Source organism: Acinetobacter sp. ESBL14 (assembly GCF_036668815.1).
In the GTDB taxonomy this organism is placed as follows: Bacteria; Pseudomonadota; Gammaproteobacteria; order Pseudomonadales; family Moraxellaceae; genus Acinetobacter; species Acinetobacter gyllenbergii.
This window is the reverse complement of sequence record NZ_JAZEVS010000002.1, coordinates 320,297-344,259: the sequence shown is the minus strand read 5'-3', so window position 1 is coordinate 344,259 and position 23,963 is coordinate 320,297. Positions and strand designations below refer to the sequence as shown.

General features: G+C 40.1%; 24 protein-coding genes, 4 tRNA genes and 1 pseudogene. 20 read left to right on the top strand and 9 right to left on the bottom strand.

All coding sequences use genetic code 11. From position 1 onward, the window contains the following. Window positions 1–11 precede the first annotated feature (11 nt). The 8 genes and pseudogenes from V6E90_RS09765 to V6E90_RS09730 all read right to left on the bottom strand — a co-directional run bounded on the left by V6E90_RS09765 (window position 12) and on the right by V6E90_RS09730 (window position 9,229). A complete protein-coding gene (locus V6E90_RS09765) occupies window positions 12–830 on the bottom strand; it encodes a putative RNA methyltransferase (protein WP_332605232.1) in 819 nt (272 codons plus the stop codon). A gap of 58 nt (window positions 831–888) precedes the next feature. Next, entirely contained in the window at window positions 889–2,007 is a 1,119-nt protein-coding gene (mraY, locus tag V6E90_RS09760) for a phospho-N-acetylmuramoyl-pentapeptide-transferase (protein WP_016542718.1), read from the bottom strand. Beyond that, complete coding sequence (locus V6E90_RS09755) at window positions 2,008–3,405, bottom strand: UDP-N-acetylmuramoyl-tripeptide--D-alanyl-D-alanine ligase (RefSeq protein WP_262756346.1); 1,398 nt, start codon at window positions 3,403–3,405, stop codon at window positions 2,008–2,010. It lies immediately after the preceding gene. A gap of 22 nt (window positions 3,406–3,427) precedes the next feature. Further along, entirely contained in the window at window positions 3,428–4,927 is a 1,500-nt protein-coding gene (locus V6E90_RS09750) for a UDP-N-acetylmuramoyl-L-alanyl-D-glutamate--2,6-diaminopimelate ligase (protein ID WP_332605231.1), read from the bottom strand. A 3-nt stretch (window positions 4,928–4,930) separates the two neighbouring features. Further along, window positions 4,931–6,764 (bottom strand): annotated as a pseudogene (gene ftsI / locus V6E90_RS09745) (penicillin-binding protein PBP3). Between the two features lie 10 nt (window positions 6,765–6,774). Then, entirely contained in the window at window positions 6,775–7,113 is a 339-nt protein-coding gene (gene ftsL, locus V6E90_RS09740; protein WP_004657403.1) for a cell division protein FtsL, read from the bottom strand. A 2-nt stretch (window positions 7,114–7,115) separates the two neighbouring features. Further along, window positions 7,116–8,036, bottom strand: a complete 921-nt coding sequence (gene rsmH / locus V6E90_RS09735; protein WP_016542714.1) for a 16S rRNA (cytosine(1402)-N(4))-methyltransferase RsmH — start codon at window positions 8,034–8,036, stop codon at window positions 7,116–7,118. Between the two features lie 197 nt (window positions 8,037–8,233). Beyond that, entirely contained in the window at window positions 8,234–9,229 is a 996-nt protein-coding gene (locus tag V6E90_RS09730) for a sulfate ABC transporter substrate-binding protein (RefSeq protein WP_016542713.1), read from the bottom strand. Between the two features lie 409 nt (window positions 9,230–9,638). On the opposite strand from V6E90_RS09730, the gene V6E90_RS09725 reads away from it, so the two are divergent. The 20 genes from V6E90_RS09725 (at window position 9,639) to V6E90_RS09630 (ending at window position 22,857) form a co-directional block, all read left to right on the top strand. Then, window positions 9,639–9,944: a hypothetical protein gene (locus V6E90_RS09725; RefSeq protein WP_016660116.1), complete on the top strand. Its 306-nt coding sequence runs from the start codon at window positions 9,639–9,641 to the stop codon at window positions 9,942–9,944. Window positions 9,945–10,049: 105 nt separating this feature from the next. Beyond that, entirely contained in the window at window positions 10,050–11,558 is a 1,509-nt protein-coding gene (gltX, locus tag V6E90_RS09720; protein ID WP_332605230.1) for a glutamate--tRNA ligase, read from the top strand. 58 nt (window positions 11,559–11,616) lie between these two features. Next, window positions 11,617–11,692, top strand: a tRNA-Ala gene (locus tag V6E90_RS09715). A 69-nt stretch (window positions 11,693–11,761) separates the two neighbouring features. After that, window positions 11,762–11,837, top strand: a tRNA-Glu gene (locus tag V6E90_RS09710). Window positions 11,838–11,945: 108 nt separating this feature from the next. After that, complete coding sequence (locus V6E90_RS09705; protein ID WP_016542710.1) at window positions 11,946–13,352, top strand: amino acid permease; 1,407 nt, start codon at window positions 11,946–11,948, stop codon at window positions 13,350–13,352. A gap of 212 nt (window positions 13,353–13,564) precedes the next feature. Continuing rightward, window positions 13,565–13,640: transfer RNA gene (locus V6E90_RS09700), tRNA-Glu, on the top strand. 100 nt (window positions 13,641–13,740) lie between these two features. Beyond that, window positions 13,741–13,816 (top strand) — tRNA-Glu (locus V6E90_RS09695). 353 nt (window positions 13,817–14,169) lie between these two features. Beyond that, window positions 14,170–14,418 carry a hypothetical protein gene (locus V6E90_RS09690; RefSeq protein WP_004909666.1) on the top strand — a complete coding sequence of 83 codons (249 nt, stop codon included), beginning with the start codon at window positions 14,170–14,172 and terminating at the stop codon, window positions 14,416–14,418. Further along, window positions 14,408–15,721, top strand: a complete 1,314-nt coding sequence (locus V6E90_RS09685) for a replication initiation factor domain-containing protein (protein ID WP_332605229.1) — start codon at window positions 14,408–14,410, stop codon at window positions 15,719–15,721. Before V6E90_RS09690 ends, V6E90_RS09685 begins: the two co-directional genes overlap by 11 nt. 38 nt (window positions 15,722–15,759) lie before the next feature. Then, entirely contained in the window at window positions 15,760–16,044 is a 285-nt protein-coding gene (locus V6E90_RS09680) for a hypothetical protein (protein WP_332605228.1), read from the top strand. A gap of 97 nt (window positions 16,045–16,141) precedes the next feature. Then, window positions 16,142–16,387, top strand: a complete 246-nt coding sequence (locus tag V6E90_RS09675) for a hypothetical protein (RefSeq protein ID WP_332605227.1) — start codon at window positions 16,142–16,144, stop codon at window positions 16,385–16,387. Window positions 16,388–16,570: 183 nt separating this feature from the next. Next, entirely contained in the window at window positions 16,571–16,720 is a 150-nt protein-coding gene (locus tag V6E90_RS09670) for a hypothetical protein (RefSeq protein WP_332605226.1), read from the top strand. A gap of 17 nt (window positions 16,721–16,737) precedes the next feature. Beyond that, on the top strand, window positions 16,738–17,010 hold the full coding sequence (locus V6E90_RS09665; RefSeq protein WP_332605225.1) for a major capsid protein: 273 nt from the start codon (window positions 16,738–16,740) through the stop codon (window positions 17,008–17,010). Window positions 17,011–17,133: 123 nt separating this feature from the next. Then, window positions 17,134–18,543 carry a virulence factor TspB C-terminal domain-related protein gene (locus tag V6E90_RS09660; protein WP_332605224.1) on the top strand — a complete coding sequence of 470 codons (1,410 nt, stop codon included), beginning with the start codon at window positions 17,134–17,136 and terminating at the stop codon, window positions 18,541–18,543. Further along, entirely contained in the window at window positions 18,536–18,811 is a 276-nt protein-coding gene (locus tag V6E90_RS09655; RefSeq protein WP_332605223.1) for a DUF2523 family protein, read from the top strand. The genes V6E90_RS09660 and V6E90_RS09655 overlap by 8 nt, the downstream gene beginning before the upstream one ends. Before the next feature lie 69 nt (window positions 18,812–18,880). Continuing rightward, the gene (locus V6E90_RS09650; RefSeq protein WP_332605222.1) at window positions 18,881–20,137 is read left to right on the top strand and encodes a zonular occludens toxin domain-containing protein; all 1,257 of its coding nucleotides are present in this window, start codon (window positions 18,881–18,883) and stop codon (window positions 20,135–20,137) included. Window positions 20,138–20,167: 30 nt separating this feature from the next. After that, complete coding sequence (locus V6E90_RS09645; protein ID WP_332605221.1) at window positions 20,168–20,317, top strand: hypothetical protein; 150 nt, start codon at window positions 20,168–20,170, stop codon at window positions 20,315–20,317. After that, complete coding sequence (locus tag V6E90_RS09640; RefSeq protein WP_332605220.1) at window positions 20,304–21,041, top strand: hypothetical protein; 738 nt, start codon at window positions 20,304–20,306, stop codon at window positions 21,039–21,041. Before V6E90_RS09645 ends, V6E90_RS09640 begins: the two co-directional genes overlap by 14 nt. Before the next feature lie 258 nt (window positions 21,042–21,299). Further along, window positions 21,300–21,929, top strand: coding sequence for a hypothetical protein (locus V6E90_RS09635; protein WP_332605219.1), 630 nt, complete (start codon window positions 21,300–21,302; stop codon window positions 21,927–21,929). 85 nt (window positions 21,930–22,014) lie between these two features. Continuing rightward, window positions 22,015–22,857: a tyrosine-type recombinase/integrase gene (locus V6E90_RS09630; protein ID WP_288399231.1), complete on the top strand. Its 843-nt coding sequence runs from the start codon at window positions 22,015–22,017 to the stop codon at window positions 22,855–22,857. A 116-nt stretch (window positions 22,858–22,973) separates the two neighbouring features. Here V6E90_RS09630 and V6E90_RS09625 read toward each other — a convergent pair whose 3' ends face one another. Then, window positions 22,974–23,909, bottom strand: a complete 936-nt coding sequence (locus tag V6E90_RS09625) for a hypothetical protein (protein WP_442881255.1) — start codon at window positions 23,907–23,909, stop codon at window positions 22,974–22,976. Between the last annotated feature and the right edge of the window lie 54 nt (window positions 23,910–23,963).

The window sequence follows — 23,963 nt, the reverse complement described above, 5'->3', positions numbered from 1 at the left end:
AAAAGAAGCCATCACATTGATGGCTTCTTTCTTTTCTGAAACAAATAAATTTGAAAGGCTGCAGTCGCTGTAAAGCCCTGTACCTGCTCTAAGGCGTTACGGCGCTCAGGATTGGCTTTGTAGGCATATGGCGTCATCGCAATTAAGTTCTTTAATGCTTGCTGATCCAATTGCATGGGTGCTTCAACGATCTGTGCTTGCATTAACTCAAACTGAGCATCCAACTGTTGCACAAACTTCTCTGGCTCATGTAAATTAACTTGCTCAAATAAGGCTTCACGCAAATCATAGAGATGTTTTGGTGCAGGGGTCACCACAATTAAATAACCATCATCACGCAATACTCTTACGATTTCATCTTGCGGTATTGGACTAAACAAACTGGTACAAAGATCCAGCACATGATCCCGAACTGGCAATGTTGCCCCCGTTCCCACCACCCAAGTTACCTTGTTATTTAACTTCGCTGCACGTTGTACCGCTGTTTTGGCAATATCGACCCCAATACATTGCTGTGTATAAGCTTGCATAGCACTGGTGTAATAACCTTCACCACAACCAATGTCCAAGACAGCCTTGGGCTGCAATTGTTGTAACAATGCCACAACTGCGTGTTGTAAGGGTTGATAAAAACCTGCCTGCAAAAACTCACGACGTGCCAATACCGACTCTGGCGTGTCTCCTGGGCTTTTACTATGCTTATGCTGGACCACATGCAAATTGACATAGCCCTGTTTGGCTACATCATAATGATGCCCTTTTTCACACTGCCAAGAATTCGCAACCAAATTCAATGATTGGCGACAAACAGGACACATCAACAAACTCATCTATTTTCTCCAAACATAAAAAAAGCTGGTGATCACCAGCTTCTTTTTGAATCTTGGTTTAACGTAATTTTAGCGTCATTAAGCCCAATACCACGAGGAAAATAGTAATGATCCAGAAACGAATCACGACTTGGGTTTCCTTCCAACCTTGCTTTTCATAATGATGATGCAAAGGGGCCATCAAGAATACGCGCTTATTGCGCATCCGCAATGAACCGATCTGCAAAAACACCGAAACCGCTTCCATCACAAACACACCGCCCATAATGGCAAATACGATTTCCTGACGAACCATCACCGCAATCGTACCAAGCATTGCACCAAGCGCCAAGGCACCAACATCACCCATAAAGACTTGGGCTGGGTGCGCATTGTACCAAAGGAAAGCCAAACCCGCACCGACCATAGCTGAACAGATCACTACCAGCTCAGAGGTATATTTAACATAAGGAATGTGCAAATAATTGGCAAAACGGATATCACCAGATAAATAAGCAAATACCCCTAAACCTGCGGCCACCATCACAATCGGCATAATCGCCAAGCCATCCAGACCATCGGTCAAATTGACCGCATTAGATGCGCCATTAATCACCAGATAGGTGAATCCAATAAATGCCAAACCTAATGGGATCGCTGAAAGTGGAATAGAGAGATTTTTAAAGAATGGAATCAACAAATCCAGCATATTCGCGGTATGAACCACGCTATCTTGCTGTTTTGCAATGACATATAGTGCAATACCTGCACCAAGCGAAGCCACTGAGGTCCAGAAAAATTTCTTACGTGCAGGCAAACCCGCATTGTCTTTATAACGAACTTTAATCCAGTCATCCGCCCAACCCACAGCACCGAACACCACCATGACGCCCAGCACAATCCAGACATAAGGATTGGATAAATCCGCCCACAATAGCGTACTGATTCCAATAGAAAGCAGGATTAAAATCCCGCCCATGGTTGGGGTCCCCATTTTTTTGGCATGGTTTTCAGGGGCAAAAGAGCTCACCGCCTGACCATATTTTAATGCTTGTAATTTACGAATCATGACAGGGCCTAGCACCAGTCCGATCGTCAAGGCCGTCAGCAAACTCAATAAAGAGCGTAATGTTAAATAACGAACAACTTGAAACGAACTGTTATAGTCCGCCAATTGTTCAAATAACCATAACAACATTTAAATTTTCTCCATCAAGTCAGCCATCAACGTTTCCATATGGGTATAACGAGACCCTTTGAAGAGGAAACTCATTGACTGGGGTTGATGTGTTTGGACTAAATTAATTAAAAACGGTAATGCTTCTGTTTGAGAGGCAAAGGCATGTAACTTTGCTGCATTGGCTGAGCCCTGTTGTGCAGCGGTTGCAAACTCCCCGACCACAACCAATTGATCCAGCGGCAACATTGCTAAGTCGTGCCCTAAATCATGATGTTCTTGCCAACTGCTGTCACCGAGTTCCCCAATATCTCCCATCACCATGACTTTTAAGCCTTGCTGCTGCAACAAAACCTGTGCTGCTGCACGCATCGAAGTTGGATTGGCATTATAGGTATCATCAATAAATAAATGATTTTGGTGTTGAATAAAGTTCAACCGACCTTTCGCCCCTTGCGCTTGCTCCAGACCTTGTACAATATCATCCAGTGCAATACCAAGCGCGAGTGCAAAAGCAGTCGCTGCAGCGGCATTCTGGACATTATGCGCGCCTGCAAATGGCAAATTCACTGCACGCATCCCCTGTGGTGTATGCAAATTAAATTGCGCCGATTGAGGATGCAGCTGAACTTCGGTTGCAAATACATCGCCACCTTCACCAAAACTCAAGCTTGAATGTGCTTGTGCATTTTGGCGAATGGTCTCACTAAAATCATCCTGCGCAGGGACGATCGCAATCCCTTCAGGCAAGATATGCGCATAAATTTCAGACTTGGCACGGCAAATGCCCTCGCGTCCACCAAACTCACCCAGATGTGCGGTACCAATATTCAAAATGCCTGCCACATGCGGCTGCACCAAATTCGAGGTGTAATCAATTTCACCTTGATGACTCGCGCCCAACTCCATCACAGCATATTGATGCTCAGGACGTAGCTCAAGCAACATCATCGGCACGCCCAAATCATTATTCAGGTTGCCACGGGTAATTAAGGTCGGTGCCAAACCAGATAAAATACTGCCCAACATTTCTTTGGTGGTGGTTTTGCCACTACTACCTGTCAAAGCAATCACTTTGAGCTGTGAATTCTGTTGACGGCGATAAGCACCGAGCTGCCCCAACGCCAGACGGGTATCTTTTACGATCAACTGTGCAATATCTGCATCAACAGGATGTTCGACAATGGCAATTTGACAACCTTGCTTCGCAACTTGCGCGACAAAAGTATGCGCATCAAAACGCTCACCTTTTAAGGCAAGAAAAGCATCACCAGCTTCGGCATGACGTGAGTCGGTTAAAATACGTTTAATTTCACCTTGTGGAATATTGTGCTGAAACCACTCGCCTTGGGTCGCTTGTTGTAATTGTTCTGCGGTCCAAGCTTGTAATGGAACGGTACTGGTCGTTGAAGTATGCATATGCTTTATTTACCTTTTAAGCTTATTGCGCAGAATATGCTGAATCGACAGAATGTGGCTGTGCAGCAATCGCAGACTGCACCTCAACCACATCATCAAACCAGTGACGAACCCCATCAATCTCTTGATAGTTTTCATGTCCCTTACCTGCAATCACCACAATATCACCCGCTTGAGCTTGTGCGACTACAAATTTAATCGCTTCACGACGATCATGGATTTCATGCATCACATGTTCTGTAAAGTGAATCCCTTGTTTCATGTCTGCAAAAATCTGTTCAGGATTTTCAGTACGCGGATTGTCTGAGGTGAGAATCACAGGATTCGCATGATCTAGTGCAGCCTGTGTCATCAATGGACGCTTGCCACGATCCCGGTCGCCACCACAACCAAATACCACCCAAAGCTGCCCCGTGACATGACGCTTTAATGTCGTCAATACCTGAATCAAGGCATCAGGGGTATGTGCATAATCCACCACAAATAAACGCTCTGCATCCTGAATCACCTGCATACGCCCCGGTGCACCTTGGAGCTGCGGTACAAACTGGACTAAATCCGCCAAGCTAAAACCGGCATACTCTGCCGCAATCAGGCTGGCCAATAAATTCTCAACATTAAACTGCCCAAGTAATGGACTTTGCACCACATAGTGACCTGTCGGAGCAATTAACGTAAAACTAGCTCCACTCAAACGATATTGCAAATCCGCAATATAATAATCCGCTGTCGTCTGAGTCAAAGAATAAGTCAGAATTTTAGGTTGTGCTGGATTGGCTTTCGCAGCATTCAACATCAGATGTGCATATGCATCATCAAGATTAATGACCACAGCCTTTAAAGTTGTGAATTTGAATAACAAAGCTTTAGCTTCGGCATACGCCTCCAAAGTCCCGTGATAATCCAAATGATCACGGCTTAAATTGCTATACACCGCGATTTCAAGTTCACAGCCATTCAGGCGGCCTTGCTCCAAACCATGAGAGCTGGCTTCCAATGCCACAAAACTTGCCCCCTGTTTAGCATAATCATGCAGGGCGAGTTGTAATTGTAAAGCATCCAAAGTGGTATGTGTTGATGGGGTTAAATTCGGCAAAATCCCATTACCCGTGGTGCCCATGACTGCGCAACCCTTGCCTTGTGAACTCACCAACTCTGCGATTAGACGTGAAATCGTGGTTTTACCATTGGTTCCTGTAACTGCAATTCCACGCAATGTGGTTACAGGATCAACTGCTTGCAAATATTGCTTTTGCCACTCACCCATCAAATAGCGCACATCTGGACAAACCCACTCATTCGCAAAACCTAAAGCAGTCTCGCTAATGATCGCCAATGCACCTGCATCCAAAGCATTTTGTGCAAATTGGCGGGTTTTTTCAGGTTGGCTATAACTACTCAGTGCAATAAAAATCTGCCCTTGTTCAACCTTGCGACTGTCTAGACAAAAGCCTTGAAAAGGCTGTGTATACCAAGCCGCATCGATGTTGATCGGATGTATCTGTTGAAAACGAATCGACATAATCTACCTACGGATTGGATTTTATAGAAGTATCAAGGGGCTTATCTAAAGGTACGTTCAGTAAACGTAAGGACTCTTGCATAATACGTGCAAATACGGGTGCTGCCACCAAACCACCGTAGTAGCGACCTTGTGGATTTTCAACCACCACAATCATGGCTAAACGAGGATCACTGATCGGCGCAACCCCTGCAAATAAAGCACGATATTCGCTGTTTGAATAGCCTTTACGGTCGGCACGTAATTTATGTGCCGTCCCTGTTTTACCGCCGACACGATAACCAGGGATTACCGCTTGTTTCGCGGTTCCGCCTGGCATGGTTACTTGTTCAAGCATGGTCAGTACTTGATCCGCAATTTTAGGGGCTAAGACTTGCGTACCTTCAGGGGCTTTGTCTAACTTACGCAAGCTCAAGGGCATTTGCACACCATGATTCGCCAACATGGCATAACCTTGTGCGACCTGCAAAATGGTCGCATTCAAGCCATAACCATAGGCCATGGTCCCTAATTGAGACGGATTCAGCTTATCGCCTGAATAAAGTAAACCAGCACTTTCACCCGGGAACTTCACCGCCGAACGATGCCCAAAGCCCGCACGCCTAAAGAAAGACGGTACCGTATCTTTAGGTAAAGAGAGTGCAATCTTGGCCGAACCGACGTTCGAAGATTTAATAATCACGCCAGAAACTGTTAAGGCACCATAGTTATGCGTATCACGAATGGTATGCCAACCTAAACGCATTGAACCTGGTGAAGTGTTGACGATGGTATTTGGGGTATATTTACCACTTTCCAACGCCGCAGCCACGGTAAAAGGTTTCATGGTTGAGCCTGGCTCAAACATATCAATCGCGCCACGGTTACGCATCGCATCTTTGTTGCTAAGACCATTTTTATCGTTCGGGTTATACGATGGCCAACTGGTCATCGCCAAAATTTCACCCGTTTTGACATCCACCGCAATCGCCGTTGCTGAGCGGGCATTATTGGCCACACCTGCCGCAGTCAATTCACGGTACATAATATATTGCAAACGCGAGTCGATACTCAGGGTGACATTTTCACCCGACTCGACTTCTTTAATGACTTCAGAAACTTTGAGGCGGTTGCCCTTTTTATCCCGAATAATTTTTTGCTCGCCATCAACACCTGACAACTGTTTATTCAGCTGCATTTCCAAACCTTCAATCCCCACCCCTTCACTATTGGTCAACCCAATAATCTGAGCATTCGGTTGTGGCTGCGGATAGTAGCGCTTATAGCTTTTCTCTGCATAAACACCTTGGAAATTACGCTTAGTGATCAAGTCCGCTTGTTGCGGTGGAATTTCTTTTTGTAAGACCAAATAGCGTGAGCGTGGACGCGCCTGCATTTGTTTTTTCAAATCTGCACGATCAACCCCAACAGCATCTGCCAACTCATCAAGATTCAAGTTTTTATCAGGCAATTGGCGTTTTAATTTACGGTTATTCGGATCTTTTTTCAGCTCCGCGGTAATTTCATCAAATTGCTGTTTCGTGTCCCAATAATCTCTCGGGTCAATCACAATTTTCATGATCGGCGTACTAATCGCCAAAGGTACGCCGTGACGATCACTGATCACGCCACGCATCGCCTCCAATCGCTCCGTCCGCAGAATATTGGCATTGGCTTTATTTTGCAGAAAGTCTTTATTGACCACCTGCACATAGAAAGCACGCGCAATCAGCACCACAAAGCACAGCAGCACAGTGCCCCAAAGCAAGTAAAATCGCCACATATCTAAAGTAAGGGTCGGTCTTTCAGAAATGGACTGCTGTTTTTTTCGTATTGGTTTGCTTCGCTTATCTGCCATACAGCATGCCTTATTTATCTTGCTTTGAAGTCATAGGTAAAGAAATCACAACCGTCTGTGTCGCTGGTGGTGAGAACATACGGAGTTGCGTCACTGCGCGTGAACCGATCTGGGCGGTTGCCCCAAAGGTTTGCTGCTCAATCAATAAACGCCCCCATTCTGCGTTTAAATCATCTCGTTCACGCATATATGCACTCAAGTCACGATAATCATGACGATATTCAAATACCTGAAATACCACCATCATTGCACTGGTGAACACCAGTGCAACGAGTACAGCATAAACAGCAACCTTTTTCAGTCCCTTTCTGCTACTTGATATCACGTCATCATCATTGTTGTTGTTCATTCTCAGCCTTTTTGCTCTAAACGCTCTGCCACACGTAGCCACGCACTACGTGAACGAGGATTTGCTTTTACTTCTGCTTCACTCGCACGAATACGAGAGACTTTCTTTAAACGTCGAGTATCCACCTGTGCTTGAGGCATGCCCCAACCCGAATCTTCAGGTAAGCTCGATTCTTTTTGGATAAACTGCTTAATTAAACGATCTTCCAAAGAATGAAAGCTAATCACGGCCAATTGCCCCGTTGCTTTTAACAAACTGACAGCTTGCGGTAAAAAGCTCTCGATATCATCAAGTTCTTTGTTAATGGCAATACGAATCGCTTGGAAGGTTCGTGTGGCAGGATGCTTATGCTTTTCCCACTTTGGATGTGCTGTTTTGACCACCTCTGCCAGTTGTGCCGTTGTGGTCATTTCCCCTGCCAGTTTAATCGCTTTGGCAATACGGCGGCTATAACGTTCTTCACCATATTGGTAAATAATATTTGCGAGTTTTTCTTCTTCGATTTCAAGTAACCATTGTGCAGCTGTTGGGCCTTGCGAATTGTCCATACGCATATCCAGTGGCCCGTTTTGCATAAAGCTAAAACCACGTTCTGCCTGATCGAGTTGTGGTGATGAAACCCCAAGATCAGCCATGATCCCATCCACTTCAGTAATGCCAATGTTGGCAAGTTCTGTTTGAATATCGGCAAAACTGGCATGAATGATTTTAAAGCGCGAGTCTTCTTGTTCTAATTGTGCAGCAACTTCAAGGGCTTGTGGATCTTTATCGAAAGCATAGACACGCGCATTGGCATCTAATTTGGACAGTAATAGCTGGGTGTGTCCGCCACGACCAAAAGTCGCATCAACAAAAATACCAGTATCGCGACCTGCCAATACGCCATCAACGGTTTCATGAAGTAAGACAGAAATATGCGACATAAGAAAAGAATCAACAGCTGAAAATGTAACTGCACATTATCACCTTGTTTTATGCCAGTACCAAACGACTTTTTGTAGAGAATTCTTAACTTTTCATAGATAAAACCGTTTTCTTATCATTTTTCAGTCAATAAAAAAGCAAATACAGTTGGTATTTGCTTTTTCAATTTTTGCAATATGTTGAGTACGGATTTGGTTTATGGTTTTTCCGCATAGATTTGGTCAAATATCGCACCATTTACAAAATGGGTTTTTTGCGCCTTTGCCCACCCACCAAACACGTCATTAATTTTGAACAATTGAATCTTTGGAAATTGTTGTGCATATTTTGCCGCAACTTGAGGATTACGTGGGCGGAAATAATATTTCGCAGCCAAATCTTGTCCTAATGGTGAATAAAGGAAATTCAAGTAACCACGCGCTAGCTGACGGTTGCCATTTTTATCGACGGTTTTATCAACAATCGCAACTGAAGGCTCTGCCAAAATCGAAATTGATGGATACACAATTTCATACTTATCTTTACCTAAGCCTTGAGTTGCCAATAAAGCCTCATTTTCCCAAGACAACAGCACATCACCAATACCTCGCTCAGCAAAAGTGGTTAAGGAGCCGCGCGCACCTGAATCCAAGACTTTGACATTTTGATAGAGCTTTTTCACCAATTCACGAGCTTTCGCATCGTTACCACCCGGTTGTTTAAGTGCATAACCCCATGCCGCCAAATAAATCCAGCGTGGCGCTCCACCTGTTTTCGGGTTCGGGGTAATGATTTCAACACCTGGCTTGGTCAAGTCATTCCAATCACGAATATTCTTTGGGTTGCCTTTACGCACCAAAAACACCACTGTTGAAGTGTATGGTGCTGAGTTGTCTTTAAATTGTTTTTGCCAATCTTTACGAATTAAACCTGCATTGGCAATTTCATCAATATCATTGGCCAAGGCCAAGGTCACCACATCCGCTTGCAAGCCATCGATGACTGAACGGGCTTGTTTACCCGAACCACCATGCGACTGCTTGAAATCAACCTCTTGCCCTGTTCTTTTTTTCCAGTACTGACCAAATGCCTGATTATATTCTTGATAAAATTCACGTGTCGGATCATAAGACACGTTTAAAAAAGTGGTTGCCGCTTGCGCCACACTATTTAGACCCAGCGCCAGCAATGCCGCTGCAATAACTGTTTTCATTTATTCTTTCTCATTTCGCCCCGTTTGTCACCACTATATTTCTTTAAAAATAATTTACAATCATATAGTTATATCAATTAATTTATTACTATTCTGTTTTTAAGATATAGCCACAGCCTGTATTTCCTGCATTAAAAAAAATACTCAAGCAGTTATTTTTATGTCAAAATGAGAAAAATTATCATTCTCCACTTTTTCTACACATTTGCTTGCTAAATTCCACTTGTATACAAAGTAGTCGTTTTGCTATAAATACATGGCAGCATGTGTCAAATTTTAATATTTTTGTAAAAAGTGTGACGTAGTTATACTTTTTTATTAAGATTTATGTTTAAATCGTATTATTAAAGCAATACTATAGTTGTTTGGTTAGTCTTGTAGACTCAAAATCATGAAGGGGATGTGAGCAATGCGAGCATTAAAATTGAAAAAAGCACTGAGCCTAAGCATATTTCTAGCAGCGTCTGTTCAAATGGGACATGCAGCGGCAATTAAAGAAACGAATAACATAAAAACCATTGATAAATCTTCTTCGAGCCTGATCGTAAAAGCGCTTGATCAGCAAAAACGCAATACCAGCATGTTGCCATCGACAGATGATGAATTAAAAATGCTGAATACGATTCGTACCACACCGACACAAACCTTCTTTGCAAGTCAGCATGAACGTTTTTCCCGTTTCGTTCAAACTATATTCCAACCGCATACCTCTTAAATTTTAAATATGTGCCCCTTCACATATTTAAATCAAGCCTAGTCATGCCGTGACTAGGCTTTTTCGTTATAATCATTTCAATTTAAATTTAAGCTCCGATCATTTATGAAAGTTCGTACCCGTATTGCGCCGTCTCCTACTGGTTTTCCACACGTAGGCACAGCTTATATTGCGTTATTTAATCTATGTTTTGCCAAGCAGCACGGCGGTGAGTTTATTTTACGTATTGAAGATACGGATCAACTTCGCTCAACACCTGAATCTGAAAAAATGATTTTAGATTCTTTACGCTGGTTGGGTTTGAATTGGTCAGAAGGTCCAGATGTGGGTGGTCCACATGCCCCTTATCGCCAATCTGAACGTATGGGAATTTATAAACAGTACGCTTTGGAATTAGTTGAAAAAGGTCATGCTTTCTATTGTTTTGCAACCGCAGAAGAACTGGACCAAATGCGTGCTGAACAACAAGCGCGTGGTGAAACACCGAAATACGACGGTCGTGGATTAAAACTCTCACAAGAAGAAGTACAACGCCGTCTTGCTGCTGCTGAACCGCATGTGATTCGTATGAAAGTGCCTGAAGAAGGGATTTGCAAAATCAATGACCTACTGCGTGGTGAAGTGGAAATCCCTTGGGCACAAGTGGATATGCAAGTGCTGCTCAAAACGGATGGTTTACCGACCTATCACCTTGCCAATGTGGTCGATGACCACTTAATGGAAATCACCCATGTCTTGCGTGGTGAGGAGTGGTTACCCTCTGCACCGAAGCATCAATTACTGTATCAATATTTCGGTTGGGACATGCCAACGCTGTGTCACATGCCACTATTGCGTAACCCAGACAAATCGAAACTGTCTAAACGTAAGAACCCGACCTCAATCAATTACTACCGCGATATCGGTGTTCTACCAGAAGCCTTGTTGAACTATCTCGGTCGTATGGGCTGGTCAATGCCAGATGAGCGTGAAGTGTTCACCCTAGAAGACATGATTGAAAACTTTGATGTGCAACGTGTTTCACTAGGCGGACCAATTTTTGATGTTGAAAAACTCAACTGGCTCAATGGTCAGTGGATCAAAGGATTGACACCAGGACAGCTTTTAGACCGTTTATTGACATGGAAAAGTGATCGTCAAACGCTTGAAGATATTGCGGCTGCGATTCAGCCTCGTATCAACTTACTCTCTGAAGCCGTCAATTGGGCAGGTTTTTACTTCAACCATATGCCACAAATCAGCAAAGAACAGTTTGAAAGCAAAAAATTGACCGAAGAGCAAGTGCGTCAAAGCTTGCAATTTGCGATTTGGCGTTTAGAAAGTCAGTTTAGTTGGAATAATGACACAGTTAGCCAAACCTTGATCGACTTGGCTAATCAAATGGAAATCAAATTACGTGATTTCATGCCAGCCTTCTTTATTGCGATTGCAGGTTCGACCAGTTCAACGCCTGTGATGCAAGCGATGGTCTCTCTCGGCCCTGATTTGACTTTTGCACGTTTACGTCATGCCCTAGAACTTGTGGGTGGACCAAGCAAGAAAGAGCTGAAAGTTTGGGAAAAGCTAAATGAATCACTAAAATTGCCGAAAAATGATGCAAATAGTGAGACTTAATCCAGTTTAGTGATTGACGTGTGAGCGCATTCCCCCTAATATTGCGCTCACACATTCTGGGGTCATAGCTCAGTTGGTAGAGCGCTACAATGGCATTGTAGAGGTCAGCAGTTCGATCCTGCTTGGCTCCACCAGATTCTCGAAATCACAACACGTGACCGAGATGAAGTTAGACTTTTAGTCATTTGTGTGTTGCCTCATCTGTCCCTATCGTCTAGAGGCCTAGGACATCGCCCTTTCACGGCGGTAACCGGGGTTCGAATCCCCGTAGGGACGCCATATTCTTATCTAATAATTATATTTTTCTCACAATCTTTCTCAATCAGATTGCACATTTTCGAATTTTCCATAAAATAGCCGCTTCTCTATGCTTGGACAAATTGTCGTATGCAATCTTCCAACTCGAATACGCATTCAGAATCAAAAACATTAAAACGTGCCATGAGCACTCGCCATTTAGTTATGCTTTCTTTAGGCGGTGCAATCGGTACAGGTTTATTTTTAGGTTCTGGTGAAGTTATCGCTCAAACTGGCCCTGTGGGCGCAATTATCGCCTATGTGTTAGGTGGTTTAATTGCCTATATGGTCATGCTCTGCTTAGGTGAGCTTGCTGTACACATGCCTGTTGCTGGATCTTTTGGTGCATACGCTCAAAAATATATTGGTCCAGGCACAGGTTATATGATTTCTTGGGTCTACTGGCTCACGTGGACCGCAACCCTCGGCACAGAATTTACTGCCGCTGCCTTGCTGATGCAGGAATGGTTTCCACATATTTCGATGTGGATTTGGACCATTATCTTTGCAGTCACCATTTTAGGACTCAACCTCACTTCAACCCGAATGTTTGCCGAATCCGAATTCTGGCTGGCACTGGTTAAAGTCGTGACCGTGATTGCCTTTATCATTTTAGGTTTGTTGGCAATTTTCGGTTTGATTTCATTCAATGGTTATGAGTCAGCACCGTTATTCCATAACTTGACCGCACACGGCTGGTTCCCGCAAGGGCTAATCCCCATCTTTACCACCATGCTGATTGTTAACTTCGCCTTTTCAGGTACAGAGTTAATTGGTGTGGCTGCAGGTGAAACCAAAGATCCAGCTGAAAATGTGCCAAAGGCCATCAATGCCGCAATCTGGCGTTTATTGATTTTCTTTGTGGGGACCATTATTGTGATCAGCGCCCTATTGCCATTCCAAGTCGCTGGCTTAGGGGGAGAAGGGGTAAGTAGCAGTCCTTTCGTCACGGTATTTAACTACATTGGTATTCCTTATGCCGATGATATTATCCGTTTCGTGATTATTACCGCACTCCTTTCTGCTGCCAATTCAGGTCTCTATGCGGCATCACGCATGATGTGGTCTTTGTCAGATCAACGCCAGCTCCCAAGTGTTTTCTCACGCTTATCAAAAAGTGGTACACCGATTATTGCATTGGTCGTGACCATGTTTGGCGCGATTCCAGGTCTGTTATCAGAGCATTTTGCGCCTGAGACGATTTTTAAGAACTTATTGGGCGTTGCGGCATTTACCATGGTCATCGTGTGGATGAGTATTTGCTGGAGTCAATTTAACTTCAGACGCCAATGGTATAAAGCGGGTCATACAGCAAAAGATTTAAAATTTGCTGCTCCCCTTTATCCGATTGTACCGATCTTAGGCTTTATCTTCTGTTTTATTACAGGTTTAAGTATGGCAGCAGACCCTGAAATGCAAGCGGGCTTTATTGGCTGCTTATTATTTATCGCAGCTTGCTATTTAAGCCATTACGTTTTTTATCGTCATCGTAAATAAGCAATACGCAAAAAAATGCAGCTTAGACTGCATTTTTTTATGTCTGTTAAAACCCACATTTTCTCGGTATTTTTTGCTTAACTGCTTATTTTTGATTATTTATTCCGCAACATGTTTTATTTTTAGACACTTATCCGCTTTTTTTAGATTTTATTGAGAAAAGTGTTTGACACCCTATCTAATTCACCCTAATATACGCCCACCTCTGAAACGTCCCTATCGTCTAGAGGCCTAGGACATCGCCCTTTCACGGCGGTAACCGGGGTTCGAATCCCCGTAGGGACGCCACTAAATTCGAGGAAAAGCAAAGACAAAATCTTTGCCGAGAATTTAGGCCTAGCGATCAATATGTTTTACATACGACGCTCAGGTAAATTTCCTCAAATATGTCCCTATCGTCTAGAGGCCTAGGACATCGCCCTTTCACGGCGGTAACCGGGGTTCGAATCCCCGTAGGGACGCCATTTTCTCCAAAGCTCTGCGTTATTCTTGTCGATTTCTTCCATGACTAAGCAGAGTGTTTGGTACTGATCAAACCCAGCATATTCAGCCATTTGCATGACTTGAACTGTGTTGGGTTTTCTTCTTTTTGCTCTCCAGTCAGAAATTACTGATGGTGTTAGTTCTAACTCCCAAGCTAGCTTCTCATAACTTCCAAAGCGTTCTTTACACTTCTCTATAAGCTCGTTCAGCATTTTACACCTCTTGATTTTTCGCATTTATGCGAAGTATATTCACTTCGCATAATTGTAAAGATTTTTTTTGCCATTATCTTCGCATTTTTGCGAAGTTAAACAAAAAGAATAAGGGACAGTACATGACTGAACAAGAAATTAAGTGTTACGAAAACATATCACGACATATTCACGGCAAAGGCGTTGAAATGCTTCAAGGTGGAAATCCTTGTTCTTCTGTTGTATCTGTCCTCTTCTATGTTGAGGACATACTCCGCCATCAGGGAATTGAATCTGCTGTTGTATCAGCATTATGTGATGATCTAGAAAAACACAATCGAGAATCAATCGAAGCATTACGTGAATTAGGAGATTCGACCTATGGCTACTAATTCACTGCATACAAATGGCACTTTCTCCACATTCCCATTGTGGGGGAAGTTATTTGCAGAGGCTGGTGTTAGCCCCCTTAGTAATACGGGGGAAAAGTTGGAGCTGGCTCAACAAGCATTAACCAATCTACGAAAAGCAAAATTAGAACAAATGGTAGCTATTGATGATGACAGAGAAAAAGCTGTACTCATTGCAAAATTTGACCATGAGATGGCATTAGTCAAAGAAGCCATCAAAACAGGATACCGTGATTACCCATTACTTGATACCAAAATGGTGTTAACTGATGATGGTGAAAAACCAATTTTATTTCGTAGGCCTGCAAATAATGAATTAGCTGTCATTGATTGGCTTAATTTTACTATTCATAAAAGTACGTTTGATTCAATGAAACGTGAAAAGCTTCAAGGCTACCGCCATTTAGCAATAGATAACTGTTTAGTGACAAATTCAGATTATGTATATGCCTGTGGTGAAGTCATACAAGACATTTTCGGTTTTGGTATTGAATGCAAAATGAAAAACGGCATCAACTACTACAATGAAGCTTACAAGCTTGAAAATGGTTGTGGAACAATCTGCATCGGTGGTCAAAACGATACCATCATGATCACTATTACTGGTGTCGGTTGCACACTTGGTAAATATGGCTGGGAACAAGACTTACATGCATGGCTAAATCTTTTTGCTCATCGTCCAAAGATCACACGTATAGATTTTGCTTTCGATGACCTAGAGTCAAAAGTCGCTTCAATCCAATGGGGTTATGAACAAAAAGATTTAGGTGGCTATAAGTCAGGTGGACGTCCACCTGCATTTAATATTATCGGTGATTACTGGTCACCTGATGGCTCTGGAACCACGATATACATTGGTAAACGTACCTCTTCCAAGTTTTGCCGTATTTATGAAAAAGGTAAGCAACTCGGTGATAAAGAATCTGACTGGACACGTGTTGAAGTCGAATACAAAGCCCATGACTTTCATATTCCATTGGATGCCCTATTACATCCCACTCAGCATTTTCTAGCAGCTTATCCATGCTTTCATGCATTTGACCATGAAACAGCACCAGTCAAATTTGAAATGATTAAAAAAGCTGCTGAAATCACTTGGGAAAAAGCTATATCAATTACTCGTCATCAGTTCGGAAAATATCTATCTGCATTCCGCTCATTCTATGAAGATGACAGCTTTTTACTCGACATCCTCACTGAAGAAAAATTTGATTACCCAACTCGGTTAAAACCACTTTATCTCGATTATTCACAATCCATGCCCCCTACGCCATTGCCAGCGTAGGACACGGCTCTAACTTAGGCTATTTAAGGAAAAATAATATGAAATTCACAACTGAAAGTTTAATCACGGGTGCAAAAGCCTACAACAACACAATTGATGGTGTACAGCATAACTTTACTAAGTTATTTGTTATGACAGACCTAGCAGATCAGTCAGGTGTAGGGGCTGCTACTGTTGAGTACAAATGGGGTTCTGCGGACAACATTAAAAAGATTATTGATCTTGATTTTCCATTAAAGGCAAAACTTTCAATGGAAATTGTGACCACTGGAACTCGTCAAACAACAATTATTCATGACGTTACACCACTGATTCAAAAGTGAGTTTTTTAGTTTATTGCTGTGACAAATGTGGTGCTTACTTCTTCTATGAAGAGGTACTAAAACAGCATGAAATACAATGTGATGGATGATCTTAATAATGACTCAATGTGAATTAGCTTTAGAGCTATCTAACACTATAAGTTATGTATATCTAACTCTTGGTTTCTTCGGTGGTTTTTTATTTTCAATGTTTTTGGTTTCTAAAGTTAAAAAGAAACCAAAGTTTATTGATTTTTGTACAGGTCAAGGCATCAAACGTCTTTATCGAATAGGTCCACACTATTACACGAAAGATGATTACGACAAAAATTTAGATGCTAGAAAAACATACGGGGAAATTTAAGTGATGAAAATTTACTACGGTTATAAGTTTTCAAAACTTACTCGTGTTTATAAAAAAACTCCATTTAAACCTTTGAATTTGGTTCGGATAGAAACTTATCTCAAGCCAATTAATGATGGAATTTAAGAAATGCACGTTTGCAAGACTTTATCACAGCCAAATGAATCGGGTCTGCAAACATGCGTGGAATGGGCAACCTTTACTTACCTTGACCTTTTCGAATCGCTAGCGATTACGAAAAGTGAAATGGTAATGATTGGTAGCTCATTAATCGGTATAGCTGCTGTTTTCATTGCCTATGCAGTGATTGCAAAAGCTGTAAAACAATTCTAACCAACGGGAATAATACCATGGAAAAATTAACAGTCATCAAAAAACGTGGTGCTTTACAAGTAGCACATCAACCAACGCTTGCTACGCATATTAAGCAGGCACTAATCATTGCTACTGGTTCAGCTTTAGCATTTCATGCCAATGCAGCAAGTTCTATTGATGCACAAGGTCTAACAGATGAGATTGAAGGGGCAAAAGCAATTGTACAAGCGTTGTTCGGTGCTGCATTAGTAGTTCTTGGCGTGTTTGCAGGCTGGCGTTACTTAAAGCGTGGTGCAAACTCAGCTTAATCTAAAACTAAACAATTACCGCAACTTTCAAGCAGTTGCGGTATCTCAATTATTTAAAGGTGACGTGATGGAAGAAGCAAGCGTTGTTAACTGGATACCAATTGTTATTGTTTTGGTGGCATCATGGATTGTAATAAGAAATTTTTAAGAAGAATTCTTAAACGCTCATATATTTGTTTTTTATCTTTGGTAGTTGCAATATCTCCAGCATTCGCATCAGCATCTGCGTCTTATACCTACAATTCTCGCCACAAGATTGATCAAGGCTGGAAATTTGTACGTTCGATTGCCTCATCAAATCTTGTAAAACGTAATGTTTATGGCTTAGTTATAAGTACAGCAGTTGTTTATTCGGGAGATAAGTTAATTACTGAATATAAAGCGGGTACCTTTGATGCTTCTATTGAAAATTTAAAACATGCAGTAGCCTCTATGTACGTTGCAGGTATAACTGCAACAGGTAAATTAAAAGAGTTATTTGATACTCTTGCTACAAAATATACCTGTGATACCAATAACAACTGCCAAACTGCAACTAATATTTATAGTGCTAAATTTACTGATGGTACATTCTTCAAAACTCAAAATGGCACTAAAAAGTATTACTCTGTTAATGATTTTGCAAAACAAGAAATATTTGATGCTTCGGCTCATACATCATTTAGTATCGTTGGTTTTCAAGAAGGCGCTAATGCTTTAGAAAACTTACTTGCCATGCCTACTAACGGTGGTTCTCTAACACTACTTGTTCAAGTGAATTGTAAAATAGATGGAGCTTGGTGTGGTCTCGATACTCAAGGCAACCCCAAAACTGAAGATGTTATTTCAAGTACTGTTTTAATTATAAAACCAAACGATAAACCATCATCTATTCCTACTTCAGGCTCTCAAGTTACATCCACTGAAATTGCACAAGATGTGATTCTTGACAATTCTCAGGATCAAGCACAAAACATTGTAAATACCTGCTTTGCAACGAATTGCTCTGAAATTCCAATTATTGCCAATCCTCCTTCAAACGTTCCTATTTCGACTACGGTTGGAGGTGTGCTTGTTCCCAACTATCCAGCACCAGATATTATTTATAATCCTAAAACAGGTGAATGGATCGACTCAAAAACAGGTGAAAATATTACAGATGTGGTTGCTGATCCAAATAACAATACATCTGTTAATCCTGTTGAATACTCTTTATTTTGTGAATGGGCTTCATCTGCATGTGAGTTTTTTGATTACGTTAAAACAAAAGTAAATTCAGCTGAAAACTACTTCAAAGATGTACCTGAAAATAATACAGAGTTAGATATAGGGGCTGTCCCTCCTGTTGATATTGATACTAATATTAAATTTAACGGTCAATGCCCTACACCACTGACGTACGATTTTACCTACGGTGGGCAAACACAGTCTTTTGGTATACAAGACTTCACCCCTTTTTGTTCAATGCTAAATGACATATTTAAACCAATATCCATAGCTGTTTCCTCATTTGTGGCAGTACTTATCATCGCTGGAGTACGAACCAATGAGTAGCCTAGCGACATTATTTTCATCTTTGCAAAAAGGCTTTTTAAAAAATGTGCTTACTGGTGCAGGTATTACTCTAGGCACAAGTGCAGCATTGTTGATTGTTCTTAATACAGCGGTTACTACGTTTAAAAGCTCATTGGGTGGTATTCCTGTGACTGTCCTTAATCTTGCTGGATTAGCAGGCTTTGACTATGCCTTTTCCATCATCTTAGGAGCAATTGTCACCAAATACGTTCAAAACTCATCAAAACTAACTCTAAGAAAAATGTAGGTGCAGTATGAGGACGACGAGGAGCTTCGACGAGGAGGACGATTGCTGCACCAAAGGAATTATTGAACTATGGCATTAAATCTAGTGACTGGTGTTCCAGGTGCAAGCAAAACCGCCTACGTTGTGACACAGCTTGATAACATTGAACGCCATAATAAAATCAACTTGCAAAAAAATCAGTTAATCTTTCAACATAATGAAAAGCTCTTTAAAAAATATAGCGATGATTTTTCTTACTATGAAATTGAAGTCGGTTCAGGTCATGAATTAAAAAATGAAATTGAATTTTTACCTGATAATTATTTTGATTTTTTGAATCAAGACTTTGATGACTTACGCCCTGATTACTATTTTCTTCGTTCTATTCGATACAATGAGATTATAGAAAGGATTGAAGATCGGGAAGGTGAGCAAGGGTTTAAAGCATTTCAGCCTGTTCGAACGATTTACAGTAATATTAAGGCTTTAAAAATTGATTATGTTAGAGCCAATGTCTATGACTGGCGGGACTGCCCTGATGGTTCAATTATCGTTATTGATGAGGTACAGCTTGTAGAACCATATTCAAATACCAAAGTTAAAGATGAAATCGTTATGGAATTGACGACACATCGACATCGTGGTTTTGACTTCTATTTTATTACTCAAGCCCCAAGCTTATTACACCCAACAATTAAAGAACTTATTGGCTGTCATTTCCACATTACACGTCCATACGGACGTACACCAAAGATATATCGTTTTGGATCTTGTAGACAATATCCCAATACATTAGTTAATAAGCTGAATTTTGAAGCCAAATTTGATTTCAAGCCCCAACAGCGAATTTTTAAACTCTATAAATCAACCACGATTGATACCCACAAACCAAGACACCCTAAAGGTTTGATTCTCTGGGGTTTATTTATTCTTGGTGCCTGCTGTTTATCTCTATATTCATGTTCAGGTGTTACTAAATCATCATTATCGCCTTTCAAGAGTGATAAGCCCTCTTCTACTTATGAAAATAAACAAAATGTTGATACGTTGGATTTAAAAAAACCGTCAGATTCAATTCAGCCTATTTCTGATCCACAAATAGTTGAACACAACAGAGTTGCTATAGTCGTGGAGTCTTCTGATGATTGTATTGCCAAAAATTCGTTCGGCGATAGAATAGATATAACAGTTGAATCATGTAGAAATTTATCAAGAAAAAATAGTTTGATGTCTTTTTCTAAGTTACCACGCCAGATGCCTTATGACCCATCAGAAAACAATTTAGATTATAGTCAACAAACTCAGATAGAATATCGAAAAGATACTATTTCTACCCCTAATATATAAATTTGCCGATCGGCAACTTTTGGAGCTTTCATGAAAGATGATCACTTTCTAACAGAACAAGAAATAAGTGAGTTGAGAGCAGATGCAAAGAAAGCATCAGAACTAGCTAGAATCTTATTTAAAGAGGCTACTAAATTTGAGAATTCAGAAGAAAAAGTAAATGATCATGAAATTAAATAATTTTATACCTGTTGTATTGTTGATGACATCTGGATTTTCATCTGCTGAACAACCTATTAGCTTGGAACAGTATAGAAAAAGTATTGAATTTAAATTAAGTACTTTTGATGATTATCAGAAAAAAATGGATCAATTTGAAAAAGAAAAAAGAAACTTAACAAGGCAAGAAATTTATGATCATTCTTGTTATATTCGTGATTTTTATGAATCGACATCATCATATATAAATAAATTTCCAGAATATAAAATTCAAAGTAACAACTATGAATTTAAAAATGGTTCTAATTTCTCTCAACTTGAATCTGCTTATTCTAAATATCAAGATTTAATCACTACCAACAATATTAAATGCTCTGATGGGTTTGTTCCACCACCCTATGCTTATAATCTAGCAAAGTGGAAAGAACTTCCCAAAGTCACAGGTGCAAGCAATTTAACACTTAATTATATTGATAGCGAAGATATAAGTATAATATCTTGGAAGCCATTAATTAAATCAGTAAAGACTCGTGAGATTTTTAAAAAATATCCCGATGATATTTATATAGAAAATGACTACATCTTTTATTGTGAGACTAAAGAATTCTCTACAACCCGCTTTAAAATTTATAGGCATGTCAAAGGCGAACCATTAATCAACAATGAAACAAAGTATCCATCTCCTTACAAAAAAGAATCTGTTACGGGTACTATTACCCCAGTTTTTGATTTTACATGTAAGTAAATTACAAAAAGGATCACCTGTGGTGATCCTTTAAAAACTGAATTATTTTGTTACAATACTGAATTTTTCATTTGTGGTATATATTATAAAAAAACATAAATAATATAATTTACAACTCGTTATTATTGAAGAAATTTAAAATATAAAATCAAATAAAAGTATTGCAAATATCTACATAACACTCCAACAAACAACAATATTGTCAATAATTTAGAGTGGTATTACGATAATTTAAATTCATCCAAATGGGCATTCAACATGAAAAAATTGAAATATGATTTATTCTTATCTGAGAAAAACTGGAATTTAACTCACTGTGAAATAACTTATCATGACGAACTTAATAATTCTTTTTATGGCTATGCACATATACAATCAGATTCTCATATGTTCATTAATGTAGATTTCTTAATTAGAAAGCAAAATATTGATTTTAATGAAATACGGCTATATGACAGCGAAAAAAATGAAGTGCAACTAGTAGATTATGATCAATCAGATTATCACATTTACAGCTTGGTTGAAGATGCAGTTGAATCGACCAATATTCGTTCAAATATTTCAAGATTAAAATATGAAAGAAGCACTAGAAAAATAAAAAGTATTAGTTTTAATAAAACCCAAGAAGCTAATTTATTAAAATTTGTAGAATCTTTACCAGATTTCTCCTCATTTGTTAAAGAAAAAATTTTAATAGAAATAAAAATAGAGAACTCTTATTCCAACAATTTATGCTTAGATTTGATTGATGCAATTGATTATCTTAACCTAATTCATGAATGTCTACAGAGTGAAGATGTTTTACTTAGAAAAAATTTTGAAAATTTAAAAGATAATTTAGAGCTTATTTTAATAAAAGCTAGAGCTCAAAATCTACCAACACCATAATCTTTACTTAAGAATCCAACCATCAACCTACTAATGAATAGCGATAACACGCTATTCATTTAGTCCGACTTTTTTAAAATTTACTATGAATATTCAAGAAATTATGATTTTTTATTTGAGAAATGGTTTGTTCCAATCAAAACATGAATATCTCGAAAAGTTTAAAAATTTAGAATGGTTTTATCAATTTGATGAAATAACAATTGATATTGTTCATGATTACTGTACGTACAGACAACTTGATGGAGTTAAAAATTCAACGATTAATAGAGAGCTACATGTTATAAGATCAGCTCTAAACTATTATTTAAAACATAAGCATAATGCTAATTTTAAAAATCCATTCAATAGATTCAAATTATTTGAACAAGATTTCATACCTCGATTTTTAAATGCAAATGAATGTGTACAGATTTTACAAAGTACTAAAAAATATAATAATCATAGATTACATGACTATGTACTTCTCCTTTTAAATACAGGCTGCCGTTCTGGAGAATTATTATCGTTGACTTGGGATAATGTCTTTATTAATGAAAAATATTTTATTGTTCGAAACTCATTATCCAAGAATAAAAAAACAGTCTACAAACCATTAAATGATGCTTCTATTTATGCCCTACTCCGACTGAAAAAGCATAAGAAGTACGTATTTTATAATGAAAATACCAATCACCATGTTAAGAGTTTCCGAAGAGGTTGGAAATGTGCAGTGGATCGAGCAGAGATTGGACATGTACGTATACATGATCTAAGACATACATTTGCGAGCTTTCTAATTAAACAAGGCATTCCGCTTTATCATGTTTCTCAACTTTTGGGACATTCCGATACGAGGATTACACAACGTTATGCGCATTTGGCACCTGAGAATTTGCATGAATGCTTAAATGTTTTGCCACAATTGACGCAAGATTACAAATCTTAACAATTATATTTTTAATATGGTGCCATCCCCTTTCACGGCGGTAACCGGGGTTCGAATCCCCGTAGGGACGCCAAATTCTGAAAAAGCCACTGCATTGACAGTGGCTTTTTTATTGCCTATTCAGTTCCAATCCCGACCTGAACTTCTAGTCGTCCAGACTGTACTCGTAGGCCACGGATCTCGAATTGATCAACCAGTTGTTGTACCAATTCACGGCTTTCTTGCAAGATATTTAAACCTGGTAAAATACTAAAATCGGTCAGGTTTAATAACTTATCTACCATCCACGAACGGTTATTAATGAAATCAATAAAGCCCGCTTCTTCCAAGTCGATATACCATAAGCGATGCCCTTCTTTTTGAATACCAGGCACATCACGAATCAGATGATTGATTAAGAATGGAATCGGTAAAGAATTAATTAACTCGAAGCTCACATTCCCAACACGACGTGCCGCCCAATTAGTTAAAGTGCCGCCATGGCGAATTTGTAGATCAAGATGTTCATCAACTTGGCGCAAACGTAAATACTTTTCCTGTCCAATACGACACTCTAAGACATTAAATTCGAGTGAAAGACGATACAGAAAACGCCGATAGTGCCCATCCAGTTCGATATGGAAGCGGTCATTACCACACTCAATTTTAATATCGTCAATTTCGCTACGATCCATGCGTTTGCGAATCTGATTATTCAGCAAGATCTCAGGTAAATATAGGGTCAGACTGCTTTTTCCCAAAGAAGCTCTGGCCATGGCTAAAGCAACCTGACGTGCCGCTTCACTGGTCTCCGAGACCATATCACGTACAGTATTGCGCACCCCTTCGACACCGCGTTTGGTGTGATGCGTGACATGATCCAAGGCATCTAGTGCTGCATCTGCCACCCCCGCAATATTACGTGAAGTATCGCTGGCAAATTCCACCGCATCCTGTGCATGCTGCAATGTTTTATTAATCAGTCGACGTGATAATGATGGTTTCTCAGCAGAGACTTCCGCATCCGCTGGCATAATATCGAACATCGCCTTTTTATCATCTTGTCGATTCAAGATGCTCTCCCTCTTCCCTTTCTTACCAGCTCATTTCTTATGAGCATCAATCTG

Bases quoted from the DNA above. Each gene is read 5' to 3' on its own strand.
- V6E90_RS09690 (WP_004909666.1), top strand. From the start codon at position 14,170: ATGACTGAACAAGAAATTAAGTGTTACGAAAACATATCACGACATATT.
- V6E90_RS09640 (WP_332605220.1), top strand. From the start codon at position 20,304: ATGAAATTAAATAATTTTATACCTGTTGTATTGTTGATGACATCTGGA.
- mraY (WP_016542718.1), bottom strand. From the start codon at position 2,007: ATGTTGTTATGGTTATTTGAACAATTGGCGGACTATAACAGTTCGTTT.
- V6E90_RS09765 (WP_332605232.1), bottom strand. From the start codon at position 830: ATGAGTTTGTTGATGTGTCCTGTTTGTCGCCAATCATTGAATTTGGTT.
- V6E90_RS09755 (WP_262756346.1), bottom strand. From the start codon at position 3,405: ATGCATACTTCAACGACCAGTACCGTTCCATTACAAGCTTGGACCGCA.
- V6E90_RS09705 (WP_016542710.1), top strand. From the start codon at position 11,946: ATGCAATCTTCCAACTCGAATACGCATTCAGAATCAAAAACATTAAAA.
- gltX (WP_332605230.1), top strand. From the start codon at position 10,050: ATGAAAGTTCGTACCCGTATTGCGCCGTCTCCTACTGGTTTTCCACAC.
- V6E90_RS09655 (WP_332605223.1), top strand. From the start codon at position 18,536: ATGAGTAGCCTAGCGACATTATTTTCATCTTTGCAAAAAGGCTTTTTA.
- V6E90_RS09645 (WP_332605221.1), top strand. From the start codon at position 20,168: ATGAAAGATGATCACTTTCTAACAGAACAAGAAATAAGTGAGTTGAGA.
- V6E90_RS09660 (WP_332605224.1), top strand. From the start codon at position 17,134: ATGGATTGTAATAAGAAATTTTTAAGAAGAATTCTTAAACGCTCATAT.
- V6E90_RS09680 (WP_332605228.1), top strand. From the start codon at position 15,760: ATGAAATTCACAACTGAAAGTTTAATCACGGGTGCAAAAGCCTACAAC.
- V6E90_RS09730 (WP_016542713.1), bottom strand. From the start codon at position 9,229: ATGAAAACAGTTATTGCAGCGGCATTGCTGGCGCTGGGTCTAAATAGT.
- ftsL (WP_004657403.1), bottom strand. From the start codon at position 7,113: ATGAACAACAACAATGATGATGACGTGATATCAAGTAGCAGAAAGGGA.
- rsmH (WP_016542714.1), bottom strand. From the start codon at position 8,036: ATGTCGCATATTTCTGTCTTACTTCATGAAACCGTTGATGGCGTATTG.
- V6E90_RS09665 (WP_332605225.1), top strand. From the start codon at position 16,738: ATGGAAAAATTAACAGTCATCAAAAAACGTGGTGCTTTACAAGTAGCA.
- V6E90_RS09650 (WP_332605222.1), top strand. From the start codon at position 18,881: ATGGCATTAAATCTAGTGACTGGTGTTCCAGGTGCAAGCAAAACCGCC.
- V6E90_RS09685 (WP_332605229.1), top strand. From the start codon at position 14,408: ATGGCTACTAATTCACTGCATACAAATGGCACTTTCTCCACATTCCCA.
- V6E90_RS09750 (WP_332605231.1), bottom strand. From the start codon at position 4,927: ATGTCGATTCGTTTTCAACAGATACATCCGATCAACATCGATGCGGCT.
- V6E90_RS09630 (WP_288399231.1), top strand. From the start codon at position 22,015: ATGAATATTCAAGAAATTATGATTTTTTATTTGAGAAATGGTTTGTTC.
- V6E90_RS09675 (WP_332605227.1), top strand. From the start codon at position 16,142: ATGACTCAATGTGAATTAGCTTTAGAGCTATCTAACACTATAAGTTAT.
- V6E90_RS09725 (WP_016660116.1), top strand. From the start codon at position 9,639: ATGCGAGCATTAAAATTGAAAAAAGCACTGAGCCTAAGCATATTTCTA.
- V6E90_RS09635 (WP_332605219.1), top strand. From the start codon at position 21,300: ATGAAAAAATTGAAATATGATTTATTCTTATCTGAGAAAAACTGGAAT.